The following is a 14182-nucleotide window of genomic DNA, read 5'->3' on the forward strand; positions in this document are numbered from 1 at the left end:
TTTGACGAAACAGACTTATCGAGGTATTTTTCATTACGGAGCCCTCCTTTGGGGTTAGGCAACCGTAATATACTGTTACGGACAAAGTTTGGCTCCGCCTTTTTGGCTAATTGTTAGGACACGTCTGTGATTACCTTATGTTTTATCGATTTCATGATGACAATCGATTTTTGATTTTCAATCTTTTCACTCTAATTTAACACGATTTCTGTACATTACAATGATTCAACGAAACAAACAATTAAGAGGTATCACAACTTATAAGAAATGAAATACTACGGCTTTCGTAACCGGCAGCAACGCTGCGGCGCCCGAAAATGCACGCCTCTCAGAGCAGCCGTGGACATAGTCACCAAGATAGCCCGGTCAATCGTCTCGTCGTGAAAGCGGAGAACCATTTCATCGACGAATTCATCGAGCCTTCATTGACCCATCAGAAAATCCGGGGCACACACCGCCGCCCTCCGGCACTTCAAAGCGAACCGAAAGACAACGGTAGGGCTCCTCCTGTAGTTCTGTGCCTTTCTTGGTATATTCAGTTGCCTTGCATTTGATTTTTTCAATCCTGTTGTCAGTTATCCATGACTGCAAATGATCGAAAAATTCTCCGGCAGACAACTGAAATTTACTGATAAATTCGTTAAAATATCCCTCTGTGAACTAAAAATATTTTCTATAGGGAAATGAGTAAATAAATGTTTTTTACAGATTATTTTCATAACATCGGCCAGTTTCATTTGGAGTGGAACTTCCACATACTACTGCGCTTTCGTTCGAGATTTTGGATTTTCCCCTGAACCTCTTCCCATAGCGTGTCATCGAGGTCCTCCTGCCATTGTTCCAGTTCATGCCGGGAGCGAAATATTTTTATTTCCGGACAATTGGCCTGCATTGTTCGAATCGCGGCATCAGTAAAATCGGGAACGGCAGCGAGCGGCAGGACATCCGCCTGATTCCCGCCAGGAAAGTTGAAGCTGAGAAAAACCAGCTCCGCAGAATCGTTTTGTGAATACATACGGAGTTGCCGCCGCCATTTTTCGACTGTCACTCGGCTGTTTTTATCAGGTTTCGACAACTGATTTATGGTTTCCCGGAACGCCTTATCTATTATCAGGTAATTGAGGTCGAATTTCGAGGTACAGAATAAAAACAGATCCTCATCCGCGATCTCATAGACATGATAAGGGTGCCCATCTTTGAAACTGATCAAAGTCAGCATCCGTTTTTTCGGAGTCCGGAAAAAGCAGGCCTCAAGAAGAATCAGGAAGATCGCGGCGATCAACAAAATTCCCATGATCAACATCGAGAATGCCAGCGGTTCGGAAGAGTCTTTACGAGTATCGCTTCCAGCGAGTATAATCAGGAGCAGCCCGAAACAGCCCGCTTCCAGCACAGGCAACAGTTTTTCATGCTTCATATTCAATACTCCGGAATTGGCCCCGCTGCAGCCGTACCACTGCCGCGGGGCGGGGGGGACTATTTGCCGATAACCGGCGCTTTGGTTTCTTTTTCCAGAACCGAGCGGGTATCGAGGGTACTGCCGAGTTCGATCATATCATCCTCCGGCATATCGAATCCCGGAACGATTTCCTGCGGGAGTTCCGGAGGATAAAGCCGCTCCTCTTCGAGTTTGCGGCGCTGTTCCACCGCTTCGCCGAGTGTGGCGAAGCGCAGAAGTTCCGTTTCGGCATTTTTTTCCACTTCATCGGTGAGGTGAAAGATTTCGCCGATATCACCAGCCGCCTGAACACAAATGGCATACCTGACCGGTGGTGTCGGAGAATCGCCGTCCCGGAATTTCTCCCAGAGCCGATAGTGGCGTTCCGCTTCTTCTTCGGTGTCGAAAGTAAACCGCTCCCGGTAGTTTTCCCCGAGTTCGTCGTGAGTGATTTCCCATCCGGTTTCAGGCGGAAATGGTTCGATATCGTTGAGCTGTACGAAGAAGGGCGCGGTTTCAACCGTGAAGCCGAACCTGGGCTTTGCGGGTGGTTCCGGCTCCCGGCCGGGTACTGCGAGTGGGAGTTCGATCTTCTGCTCGCGCAGCCGCACCAGCTCCGGGTAGAGTTCGACGGCATAGCCGCGCGCGATCTCCCGGCCGAGGGCATCGGCCCCGGCCAGCACCATATCGTAAAGATAATGCGAAGCCGGCAACGGCAACTCCTCCTGAATTTGAGCGCGGGCGATGGCGCCGCCGATCCGGCGGGCCTGGATCAGAAAATCGAGGCGGTTGCGGGAGTCGGCATCCATTTGCGGATGAGCGGCAGCGGCGGCAATCTCCGCCGGAGGTTCCAGTACAGGGAGTTGACGAAGTTCCGACAGGATTTTTTCACGCAGCGGCGCGGACTGAAAACCGTCCTCCTGACGGTGCATTCCGATTTCACAGGTGAGTTTGTCGATGAGTTTCCGGTAATGTTCCATCATTGAAATGCCTTTCTTATTTGATTTGACTGTTGCGCAGAATGTCGAGAGCGGCGTTCCGCGACATCATGGCGGTTTCGTAATCGGGAAAGACCTGAGCGTACAGGTCGTAGCGGGGAAGCGAAATCATCTCCGACTTCTCGCCTCGGGCGGCCGGCGTGATCTCGCCGATCTCCACCCGACCGTCGGAAAAATACCGTTCGCAGTAACGCGCGGGTTCGGGGGATTTTTCGATTTCGGATGCGAAATGTTTCTGATTGGCGAGGAAGCCCCACACCATCGAAATGGGCGTTGCCAGTTCGGCTTCCACCTTGCCGCAGCCGCGCAAGGCGAGAGAGCCGGCCATGGCCCGCCGCGATTCACCGGCTTCGGCTTCCGCTCGCGACAGGATGATATTCCGGAGATAGTGATGCGCCCGGTTCCGGAAAATTTCCTGATTGGTCTCTTCCTCTCGGGTCAGGGAGAGTTCGAGGAGCGTGACGAACAGTTCCATCAGAAAATAGCGTTTTTCGACATCCGGCTCCTGCTGGAGAAAATCGCAGATGTAATTCCGGACGCCGGCGCTTTTCAGAACCGGGTTGGAGAGCGCGGAACGGATCAGCCGCAGGCGCCTGTCCGCCAGTTGGAAGATTTCGATGAATCTCTCCGGCAGGAATCCCGGCTCCGTCTGCATCTCCAGTTCGAGGTTCAGGAACTTGAAGAAGACGCAGTGAAATTTTCCGGCGCACTGCCAGAACTTCAGGTGAAGCCGATCCCATTCGCTTGTCAACTCCATGACGCCGGCCAGCCCCCACTCTTTGATGGTACGGTGGTACTCTTTGTCGGCAGCCAGGTGCCAGACGATCTTGAATGGCGGCGTGATGCCGTACAGCTCGTCCAGAACGGCGGTGCGGCATCCTTTGCCGGTGAGCTTCGCGTGGACGGCCTTGCGCTTGAGCATCAGCAGGAACCCCTGCAGCCTGTGGTCGAACACGTGGGTCTGGAAACAGTCGTTGATCAGTAACATGAATGGAACTCCTTTGTTTGATTGGGTTTGGGAAGCAAAATCAACTGCCGCGATCCGCCGGGAGCAAGATCGAGCCAGCCGGTTCGTTCTTTTTCCGGGGAGCACAACAGTTCGAACATAAATTCTCGGATGGTTCTCTCGACGGAGCTGCGAAGCTCGCGCGCGCCGTTGCGCGTATTGTCGATGGAGCGGATCGTTTCCTCGATCAGATCGGCCGAAAAGCCCCTGATATCGATCCGGTGCGTTCCCCGGTAGACCGGAAGCAGCTGCGCATAGAATTTACGGGCGATCAGCCGCAGGTGTTCCGGCTTGAGCGGCCGGAAGATCAGGATTTCATGGTTGAATTTGCCGAAACGGGCGACGAATTCGGGAGAAAACCGCTCTTTCAACTGCATCTCCAGACTCTGCTGCAGCCGGCGTTCGCTGAGGTGTTTTGCGCTTTGGAAAAGGTGAGCGCCGATATTGGAGGTGGCGATCAGGAAAAAGCGTTCGAGATTGTAGGTGCGATTGTTGTTGAGTGTGATCCGCGCGGCATCCAGCTGCTGCAGAAGGATCGTGAAAAGCTGCGGATGCGCCTTTTCGATTTCATCGTAAAGGATGATGCCCTCGTCGTTCTCTTCGAGGAAGCGCTCAAGACGGCCCGGAGATTTTCCGCCGGGAGTACCGAGCAGGTTGACCAGCGCCTCCTCTCCGGCCTGGCGTGAAAACTCCGACATATCGAGCCGCAGCAGCCGCGCATCGGGCGAACCGTACATGAACTCTGCCGCGGCCCGGACGGATTCCGTTTTCCCCACACCGGTGGGGCCGAGCAGAAACAGGGTTCCGCGCGGCCGGTTGGGAGTGCTGAGTTGGCACCAGCCGTATTTGATGCAGTCGGAAAACGACCCGATGACGGTCTCCTGTCCGATGATCTGCCGGCGCAGAAAAGTTTCCAGACGACGGCTTTTCTCGACGACTTCCCGCATGGTGTCTTTTGAATCTCTGTTCAGGTTTCTCATGGTTAATTAACTCATAAAAATTTGAAATTTTGTTGAGATTTGCTCTTGATGTTTTGAATCCGATATGCTTTATTGATATCGCATAAAGGAGATCTATTCTAAAATTAAATTAAACACATATCATCTTTATTTCAAGCGTATAGCAAAAATAAATCAAATAAAAATCGATAAAAATGAATCATATATAACCATTGTATATCACGGTTATTTATCGTTACGATAATAACGATAAAATAATAGTAAATAATAACGATAAAAAACAAGGAGCGGATAAGATGAAAATGTACCATCAGCTCTCCGACAAAGTGAAAGGCTTCGTGATTTCCGTTGTGATCCTGGGAATGTCGTGGCGGTCGGACGCCTCAATTCAGCAGGTGACGCTGGACCAGGGTCTCGGTTTTGTGGGGTATTTCATAATCGGGATGATCATGCTGACGAGCCTGATTCTGATCGGAGTCGGTGGGTATCAGCTCAGCCAGGATTCCGGACGCGGCAAAATGACGATTGCCGGCGGCGTACTGACCCCGGTGTTTCTGGCGGTGGTCTATTGGATCTTCAAAAATATCCTGAACATCGACCTGGATTTCATTTCCAATCTGTGAGGAGCCGGATATGAACGAGGAAATTTTGATCGTAATCAACCGCAATCCCGGCCAGGCGGTTCACTCGGTCGTGAAACTGTTCGGCATCCGCATTCGGGGCAACAGCGTCTACATCTTTTTCGGCGGCCTGCTCGCCGGGGTGCTGCTGGCCATGGCGGCTTATCAGGTCAGCATTCTGCTGGCGGCGATGTTGCTGGTTGCGCCGGCAGCTGCTGCGGTCGTTTTCATCCGGATGTTCGTGGCCAACAAACCGCGCGGTTATTTCGGCTTCTGGCTTGAGGAACGTTTTCGCGGTTCCAAACTCAATCCGCCGCAGAAAGCAGGAGGTAACCATGCGTCTGCCTAATGCGTACATCGTACAGACAGCGAATCCGCAGGAGAGTTTTCTGGTCTACGGGGAACTCAACTCCAGGGGATTTGCAGCGAAAGGCTACCGGCTTGAGGTGCCGAATCTCGACAATGCGGGCAATGCGCTGAAGAACGATCTGTTCATGCGCCTGTCGGGCTGGCTGGCTTCGCAGAGCCTCGATAAGCGCATCCAGATCCGCTATACGCGGGATGCGGACTACCGGGATATTCTGGAACGGTACAAAGAGGACACGGAACAGTATGCCGCCGATCTCTGGAGCCGGAAAATCCGCTCTGAGAATTATGATGATTTCATGCGGCGAATTGCGGAACGCAGACTGTACCGGGAGTATGTTTCCGTATATTTCAGCAGGGAGCTGCGTCAGTTTATCGGTTCGGATTTCATACCGGAACAGGAACAGGACAGGCGCCAGTTTGAACGGGAAGTGACTACCGCCTTTGAAGCAGACCGGACGGAACTGCAGCAATTTTTGAATCAGCCGGTAACTCCGTTGGATCACATCGGACTGTACAAGGAATACTACCGCGCGGTCAATAAATCGGCGTTCGATCTGGATATCGATTACGAGGCGGATTTTGAGGCGGATCTCGCCGGAATCTACCGTTGCGGCTATGCGAAAACTTCTTCCGAACCTGGTGCGGTGAGTTTTCACTCGGACGGCTATTTCCACAATATCTTCACACTCCATGACTTTCCGAAAAGCGACCTGACGCCGTTCGCCGGCAACCGCCTGCTGGGAAACGATATTCAGAATTTGACGATAGCAGTCAATATTGAACCGCTGGACACGGAAAAGGTCATTGAACAGAAACAGAAGCACTGGCGCCGGGTGCGAGCGGACCTGCTGGAAGAAGAGAGCGAAGTTGCGGCCTCCGCCGGTCTGGATGAGCTGACCGAGCACATTTACCGGCTCGGCAAGGGAGAGGATTCGCCTTTCCGGATTGAGTATGTGATCCATACCTGGAATAAGGATGCCGCTGAACTTCAGAGCGACAGCATGATTCTGCGGCAGGCTGCGACTTCAATGCTGACCTCGCTGGACTCCTATGAACTCGGTCTGCAGTCCATGCACAATTTCCTGAAGACGCTGCCGGGATACTCCTGGTATAAGCGGCATGATGCGGCATTGGACTGCATGCACCGCCCGCTGGCGGCCATGCTGCCGTTTTCCTGTTCATTTGTCGGGAAAGGCGCGGAGGGAAATATTCTGTTCGGAGGCGATCACTGCAATCTGATGACCTTTTCGTTTTTCGACGGCGACACGCCGCAGCATACGCTTTGCCTGGGGCAGACGGGATCGGGGAAGTCGGTCAATTTCGTATCGATTCTCTCGCAGGCATACTACCAGTTTGCCAAGGTCGTGATCATCGAAGAAGGCGGCAGCTACTACAACCTGACGCGGATTCGCGGGAATGAGGCACAATATATTGTGATCGACCCGAATGCCAACCAGACGTTGAACTACTTTGACACCGGCGGCCTGCCGCTGACTCCGGGACAGTTCGAATTTGTGACGGCGTTTCTGACCGCCATGTGCGGCGAGAGCAGCGACTTGGAGGTGATTCAGGACCGGACCGCTCTCATCAGCCCGTTCGTCGCGGCAGTCTATACGGATGCGTATGTCGAATGGCGCAACCGGAACCGCGAAGGGCTCGAACGGGCTGCCCGGATGGCGTTGTCCGTGGAAAAACTGATTCCGTCCATGCCGATCGACCGAAATACTGCGCTGGACGCTTGGATCGAACTGCGGGATGCGCTGGCTGCCCCGGCGGAGAGTCCGGATGAGGCCCGGCGCAAACTACAGGAACTTTACAATTCGTGGACGATCCGGGAACTCAATGACTACATCATCGAGGATTCCGAAATGCTGCGCAATATTTCGTATGCGTATATGGCGAAGTCGGATATGCCCTATCACAGTCAGCTGGTGGAGGCGCTGCGCGAAACTTCGCTGCTGCATCTGGATCGCTCCGACCTGAACCGGGTCGCGGCCCGGCTGGCGGTCTATTCCGTTGAAAGCGGCAAAGGCAGTCTGTTCGACGGTGAAACGACGGTGGATCTCGGCAGACGATGGGTTCATATCGAACTCGGAAAAATCGCGCAGAGCGGTGCCGTACTGCGGAATCTGGTCGGGATCGTGATCAACAATCTGGTGATGAACCAGATCATCAATATGCCGCGCGGCAGCGCCAAACTGTATTTGTTTGAGGAGCTGGCCCGATTGCTCGCCACGGTTCCCGGAGCGGCGGAGATCGTCAAGCAGTCTTATGCCCAGTTGCGGAAATACAAGTGCGTGGCGGTCACGATCACGCAGTCCGCCGCCCAGATGACGCAGAGCGGCGTGGGGCAGATCGTTATGACGCAGAGCAAGCAGTTTCTGTTTTTGCGCAATACCGATGCGGCCGAACTGCGGCTGATCACGAATTATGTGCCGCTTTCGGAGGATGCTCAACAGAATATCCGGAATTTTCCGACGCCGGAACATCTGCCTCCGGGCAGGAAATTTTCCTCGTTCCTGCTGGTTGCGCAACGGGCCGGCTGGCCGCTGTGCGGAACCGGACGGAATTACGCTTCTTCGGCGATTCTGGCAACCGCGGCAACCTCGGGAAGGCTGCACAGCAGGCTGGAACGGCTGATGAAAGAACTTCAGGCTCAGAACGCGGGATTGCCGTTTGCCGAACTGCTTTTGAGGGCAATGGAGATCGCAACGGTCGACAATACGCTGTTTGCGATCCTCGACCGGATCGAAAAACTCGGCAATGAACAGATCAAATCTCTGGTGACCGACGCCAGAATTGAGTTCAACAATCTCATCAGGAAAGGAACATTGGTATGATTATGAAACTGAAAATGGAAATCCTCATCTGGAAGCTCGTTCACCGGGCTTTGCTGCTGGCTGTCGGGAGCGCGATTCTCGCTTTCGGAATAAGCTGCCGTGGAGCGAAGGTGCTGTATCAGGCAGAAGAGTTGTTAAATCCGACTAATTCGTTTGTCATTCCCCGTGAATGCGCGGGGCATACTGCCACCGTCTGGGCCGTATGCTATAAGCAGGGAGAAAACATCAAACTTATCGTTACGCTGTATGGGCCTGACGGACAAGCGATTGGAGTTTCGGAAGCCAACTACAACAATAAATATGAAAACACAAGCAAAAAGACGCAATGTGTGCTGAATCGGACTCTTGTTTTGCAGGAAGGAACTTACAGCATCACCCTTGATGGAAAAAGCGAAAAAGACGTGATTGCCAAGACGGAGAGTATTCTGGTGATCTGCTGGGATTGCGCTGGTGACGATGCCACCATTCTTCAGCAAGAACTGACCGGCCAGTTGGACAATCTCCGTCAGGAATTGAACGGTAAAATCGACACCGAGACCAGAAAACTGCAGGATCAGATATCGAATCTGCAGAAGGCTTTGAACGACGCGATCGGCGATCATGACCGGGATCAGGCCGAACTGCTGAAGAAGATCGAGGAGTATAAGAAAGAACTCGCGGATTCGGTTTCCGGCCTGCGGCAGAAGTTGTCCGAACTGGAGGCGAAGCAGGCGGAATACCTGTCCGAACTGGAGAAACTCAAGCAGAAGCACGATCAGGATATTGCCGCCGTGAATGCGCGGATCGACGAACTTGCGGCACAGTATGCGAAAGACGCGGCCGGCCTGAATGCCAGACTTGATGAGATTACGGAGTCCCTGAAAGGTCTGGAGGAGAGTTTCGGAGCCGACGGCGGCGAGTTGAAAGAGCAGATTGAGAAGCTGACGGAGACGCAGACTACGCTTCAGCACCAGATTGAAATCATCGAGCGGCAGCACAGCAGCGATATGAGTGCCGTCCAGCAGAAGATTGATTCGGAAACCGCCCGGATTCAGGCTGCCCACGACGCGGATGTCAAACAGATTCAGCAGTCGATCAGCCATCTGGATGAGAAGTTCAGCGCGGAGAACGCACGGCTCGAAAATTCAATCGAGAAAATCGACAGCCGCCTGGAACAGCTTCAGAAAGAATACGCGGCCGGCAATCTGAGTTTGAAGGAACAGATCGATGCCCTGAAGTATCAGCAGCTCTCCTTTGAAAAACAGCTTTCCAACCTGAGCCAGACGCATTCCCGCGATGTGGCGGCGCTGCAGACGGAGATCCGGGAAAAGACGGAAGCGTTGTCCGGAAAAATCGATACCGCCGTGGCGGACTTCCGGCAGGAACTGGTGTCGTTGAACAACACTTACAGGGAAAAAGCCGGAGAGCTGAAAAATGAACTGGAAGCAGTGAACTCCAAGCTCGAATCCGAGGTTGACAAACTGAATGCCGCCGACCGGGAGCTGTTCGAGCGGATCGCAGATTTGCGGGTGCAGCAGGCGGAATACAACTCCAGGCTCGAAACGCTGAAGGCGATCCACGAAAAGGATATGGAAGCTTATCGGAAAGAGCTGGAGGAACTGGATGCCGACTACCGGGAGGCGGCGGCGGAAATCCAGGCCCGGATCGATGCGTTGGAACAGGAGGCAGTTTCGCTGCGGGCGCAGCACGAAGCAGATGTGCAGGCAATCCGGGAACAGATCGAGGCTGTCTCCGGAGAATTGAACGAGGATATCAAAGCCCTGTATGACGAATTGGAAAAACAGCAGCAGGCTCTTGACGCGCATAAGCAGGAGGTCCTGGCCGAGATCGATAAGCTTCAATTACAGATTACCGCGCTGGACGATGCGATGACCGCCCGGCTGAAGAGCCTTGAGAACCGGATCAAATACGCCGTCTATTCGGATGAGAAACTGGAAGCGCTCGAAGAAGAGTACGCGCAGCTCGTACAGGCCAAGGAGACGGAAATTGCGAATATCGACTTGGAAATCGAAGAGCTTCGCAAACTGGGGCTGGACGCCGGGGCAAAGGAGGAGATTCGCAATCTGAAGCTGCAGGAACTGACCGCGTTGCGTAACGAATTGAGCGACATCCGGTTCGCGATCCAGCTCCGCCATGACGATTCGGAGTTCGCGGCACACGAAAAGGAGATCGAGTGGTTGAAGGAGGAGCTGGCGGCCCTGCGGAATTCGGCGGATCTGCAGATCAAACAGCTTGAGGAGAAGCTGGCGGAGGCCGAGAAGAAATTCCAGGAACTGCTGGAACAGTTGAAAAACGAAGCCGGGGCAACGGATGCGGAGCTGAAGCAGCAGATTGCCGATCTGCAGGGGAAAATCGATGAACTCACGGAAACGCTGCGCAATGAACAGCTTGCCGGAGACGATGCCCTGAAAAAGCAGTTGGAAGAGCTGGATGCCGCTCACAAGGAACTGCTCGAAAAGCTCGATCACGACATGGGCGAGCGGCTGGACCGCCTGAAATATGAATTCGATACGCAGTTCGAAAATTTGCGATCCTCGATCAATAACGTGGCGTACCAGCAGAGATTTTCCAATGGGAACGGCAGCAGCTCCTACGGGTTGCCGTCGGTACAGGCGGAGGAGGTTCCGGCCGATACCCGCGATATGCGGGTCAGTCCCGATCTGATGCTGGAAATATAACACTGAACAGGGAGGAAATTATGTTGAAACGATTGATGATGGCCGGGATGTTGATTGCTGCAGTGTTCTGCAGCCGCGGAGCCAGAGTATTTTACCAATCCGGCGCAGCAGCACGCAGCTACCAGATTCCGGTGACGGCGGATCAGATCGGCCATACCGCCACCTTTCTCGGGTGCGCCCAGCGGTTTAACGACAATTATCTGCACATCGTGATCTACCTGACCGATCCGGAGGGGACCCGGCTCGGCCAGACGATCCTCGACACGAAGGTGACGGCGAGCATCAGCCTGATCAAGACGACGCAGCTAATTGAGGGAAATTACGTCCTTGCAGAAACCGGCAACGGCGACGATCCCACCAGGGGCGAGATGGTGATGGCGACGGCGATCGACTGGGACGCTCCCGGCGACGACATCGGCAATCTGCAGGAGGAGTGGAATCAGATACTTGATGATCTCAAGGACGAACTGAGCGGCGAGCTGGACTCCAAGACCACTGAGCTGCAGGGTAAAATCACAGAGCTGCAAAAACAGTTGAATGACGCGATTTCCAAACACGATGCGGATCAGGCGGCGATCCTGAAAAAGATCGAAGAGTTTCAAAAAGAGATTTCCACCTTGGAAACGGAGCTGAAAGCCAGAATTGCAGAATTGGAAAAAGCCAAAGGCGAGTTGCAGGCGGAACAGGATCAGCTTCGTGCGGATCATGAAAAGGATATTGCGGCACTGAATGCCCGGATCAATGAACTGGATTCCAAGTTCGGAGCCGAGATATCCAAGATTCAGAACATGATCACGCAGCTCACGCAGAACATGGAACAACTTGAAGATCGCTTTTCCGCGACCGACGAGGAACTGAAAGATAAAATCGAACAGCTTGAAAAGGAGCAACAAGAAATTCGGCAGGAGATCGCCGAAGGCAATCCTGAACTCAACGCCAGACTTGACACACTTGAAAAACAGCAGCAGGAGTTGGAAAACAGGCTGGATGAGGAAACGGAGGCGCTTCGCAGCGAGATTTCCGAGCTGAGCAAACAGCAGAATCAACTCCGGCAGGAACTGGAGCTTGCGAAGATCAGGCATGACAGCGATATCGCGTCGATCCGAAGCCGGATCGATTCGGAAACCGCCGCGCTGAAAGCCGCGCATGAGGCGGATATCAAACTGTTCGAACAGTCGATTTCCAATTTGGATTCCAAATATGCAGCCGAATCCGGACGGCTCAGTTCGGAACTGGAGAGGACCAATGACCGGCTGGCAGAACTGGAAAAGGCATATGCGGCCGGCAACAGGGAACTTGAAAGCGAAATCAATGCTCTGAAGCTGGATCAACTGTTGCTGTCCAGCCGGATTGCGAATCTGGAAGCGACACATTCGCGTGATGTTTCCTCGCTGCAGTCGCAGATCAACGAGAAGAATGCGGCGTTGAACGACAAAATCGACAGCGCCGTGGCCGATCTGCGTCAGGAGCAGCTTGCCGCCGAAAACCGGTATCGGGAACAGGCCCGGGAGCTGAATGACCGTCTTGCCGGTCTGGAAGCGAAATTGGACGCCAAAGTCGATCGCCTGAGCGACGCCGATCGGGAACTGTATAAGGAGATCGCCGCTCTGCGCGAAAAGCTGGCGGGGCATCAGGCAGAACTGGAAGCGGTCAAGGCAGCCCATGAACGGGACATCGCCGCTCTTGAGGAACAGTACCGCGAACTTGATGCCGAATATCAGGCCGACAAGGCGGAACTTGATTCCCGGATTGCCGACATCGAAACCGATATTGTAGGGCTTCGTGAGAAGCACGAGGCGGATATTGCGGCTATCCACACGGAAATCAATGAGGCCGCGCAGGGACTCAATGAAGAAATCAAAACTCTCTATCAGGAACTCGCGGCTCAGAAAGAGGCAATGGAAAATCATAAACAGGAAGTGGTTCAGGCGATAGACCGCATTCAGCAGCAGATCGCTTTGCTGGACGCGGCGATCAACGAGCGGCTGACCAACCTTGAAAACCGGATTCGCTACTCCGTCTATTCGGATGAGAAGTTGGCCGAGCTGAAGAAAGCATACGAGCAGAAAGTCCGGGAAAAGGAAGCGGAAATCGCCACGCTGGATATCGAAATCAGAAAACAGCAGGAGGCCGGTCAGGACGTTGCGTTGTTGGTCGAACAGCGCAATCAGGCGCTCACGGAACTCGAAAAGCTGCGGAATGAACTCAAGGATATCGAGTTTGCGATCGTAATTCGCAACGATGAGTCTGAATTTGCGGTTCACGAGGCTGAAATCCTGCAACTGAAGAAAGAGCTGGCTGCGTTGCGCAATTCGACTGACGCTCTGATCAAGGATCTGCAGCAGCAGTTGATCGACACGGAGAAGAAACTGCTGGCGTTGATCGAGGAAATCAAGGCCGGCGCCGCAGGCGAAAATCAGGAACTCCGGCAGGAATTGGAAGTGTTCAAGGAACAAGTTCTCGAATTGATTGAGAGTCTGCAGGCCGGCCAGACCGGAGGCGACGACGCCTTGAAGCAACTGATTGAGGAACTGGACGCCTCCCACAAAGAGCTGCTGGCGAAATTGGAACAGCAGTTTGCAGACCGTCTGGAGGAGCTGAAGGTTCAGCAGGACAAGCAGTACGACAATCTCCGGACAACGATAAGCGATCTTGCCCTGCAGCAGCGATACTCCAACGGCGGCTTTTACGAGCGCAACTCTTATCAACTGCCGAACATCGAGTCTGAAGGAGTGCCGGCGGATAATCGCGATCTTCGGGTGAGTCCCGATAAAACCCTTGAAATGGAAATTCTTTAGCAGAAGGAGAAGTGAGTATGAAACGAATTGTGATGATGGTCTGTGCGGGAGCGATCGGAGCGGCGGCATTGTGCGGCTGTTCGTCGAGCCAGTTGGCGAATACGTCAGCTTCCGGCCTGCTGGCCCCGGCCCTCGGCCTTGGCGGCGGACTTGCCGGATTGTATGCGACCGAGGACGAGGATGTCGGCACGCAGCTGGCGGCAACCGGTGCGGCGGCAGCGGGAGCTTTCCTGCTCGGCCAGTTCATTGAGAACGACTTCAAGGAAGAGAAGGCCAAAGAGTACCGGGCCGGTTACGACCTCGGCCGGGCGAACTCCATCAAGGAACTGTACTGGCTGACGCAGCAGCTTCACCGAGCGCAGGATGGCGATCTGCCGCAGATGCAGATGTATGAACTGCCGGTGCAGTACCCGGCCGATGGCGCGAAATATGTCCCGGATACGGTCTATCTGCCGGTCGTCAAGTAGGAGATGCAA

Annotated in this window: 10 protein-coding genes; 6 read left to right on the top strand and 4 right to left on the bottom strand. The window is 53.7% G+C overall.

Annotation, left to right across the window (positions count from 1 at the left end; all coding sequences use genetic code 11):
- Nucleotides 1-733: 733 nt before the first annotated feature.
- The 4 genes from FYJ85_RS18855 to FYJ85_RS18870 are packed head-to-tail and all read right to left on the bottom strand — an operon-like array spanning nucleotide 734 to nucleotide 4422.
- A complete protein-coding gene (locus FYJ85_RS18855; protein ID WP_154420205.1) occupies nucleotides 734-1417 on the bottom strand; it encodes a hypothetical protein in 684 nt (227 codons plus the stop codon).
- Nucleotides 1418-1476: 59 nt separating this feature from the next.
- Nucleotides 1477-2421: a hypothetical protein gene (locus tag FYJ85_RS18860; RefSeq protein ID WP_154420207.1), complete on the bottom strand. Its 945-nt coding sequence runs from the start codon at nucleotides 2419-2421 to the stop codon at nucleotides 1477-1479.
- 13 nt (nucleotides 2422-2434) lie between these two features.
- Entirely contained in the window at nucleotides 2435-3424 is a 990-nt protein-coding gene (locus FYJ85_RS18865) for a hypothetical protein (RefSeq protein ID WP_154420209.1), read from the bottom strand.
- Nucleotides 3415-4422, bottom strand: coding sequence for an AAA family ATPase (locus FYJ85_RS18870; protein WP_116884172.1), 1008 nt, complete (start codon nucleotides 4420-4422; stop codon nucleotides 3415-3417). The genes FYJ85_RS18865 and FYJ85_RS18870 overlap by 10 nt, the downstream gene beginning before the upstream one ends.
- A 275-nt stretch (nucleotides 4423-4697) precedes the next feature.
- On the opposite strand from FYJ85_RS18870, the gene FYJ85_RS18875 reads away from it, so the two are divergent.
- From FYJ85_RS18875 to FYJ85_RS18900, 6 genes are read left to right on the top strand one after another with little or no spacing between them, the layout of a single operon-like run.
- Nucleotides 4698-5024, top strand: coding sequence for a hypothetical protein (locus FYJ85_RS18875; RefSeq protein WP_116884173.1), 327 nt, complete (start codon nucleotides 4698-4700; stop codon nucleotides 5022-5024).
- A 10-nt stretch (nucleotides 5025-5034) separates the two neighbouring features.
- A complete protein-coding gene (locus FYJ85_RS18880) occupies nucleotides 5035-5370 on the top strand; it encodes a hypothetical protein (protein WP_116884174.1) in 336 nt (111 codons plus the stop codon).
- Nucleotides 5357-8230 (top strand): TraC family protein, encoded by a 2874-nt coding sequence (locus tag FYJ85_RS18885; protein WP_154420211.1) that lies wholly within the window; start codon nucleotides 5357-5359, stop codon nucleotides 8228-8230. The genes FYJ85_RS18880 and FYJ85_RS18885 overlap by 14 nt, the downstream gene beginning before the upstream one ends.
- A gap of 2 nt (nucleotides 8231-8232) precedes the next feature.
- Nucleotides 8233-10908, top strand: coding sequence for a coiled-coil domain-containing protein (locus tag FYJ85_RS18890; protein WP_154420213.1), 2676 nt, complete (start codon nucleotides 8233-8235; stop codon nucleotides 10906-10908).
- 20 nt (nucleotides 10909-10928) lie between these two features.
- Nucleotides 10929-13706: a coiled-coil domain-containing protein gene (locus FYJ85_RS18895; protein WP_154420215.1), complete on the top strand. Its 2778-nt coding sequence runs from the start codon at nucleotides 10929-10931 to the stop codon at nucleotides 13704-13706.
- A 17-nt stretch (nucleotides 13707-13723) separates the two neighbouring features.
- Complete coding sequence (locus FYJ85_RS18900; RefSeq protein ID WP_154420217.1) at nucleotides 13724-14173, top strand: hypothetical protein; 450 nt, start codon at nucleotides 13724-13726, stop codon at nucleotides 14171-14173.
- Nucleotides 14174-14182 lie beyond the last annotated feature (9 nt).

The organism is Victivallis lenta, from assembly GCF_009695545.1.
Lineage (GTDB): Bacteria > Verrucomicrobiota > Lentisphaeria > Victivallales > Victivallaceae > Victivallis > Victivallis lenta.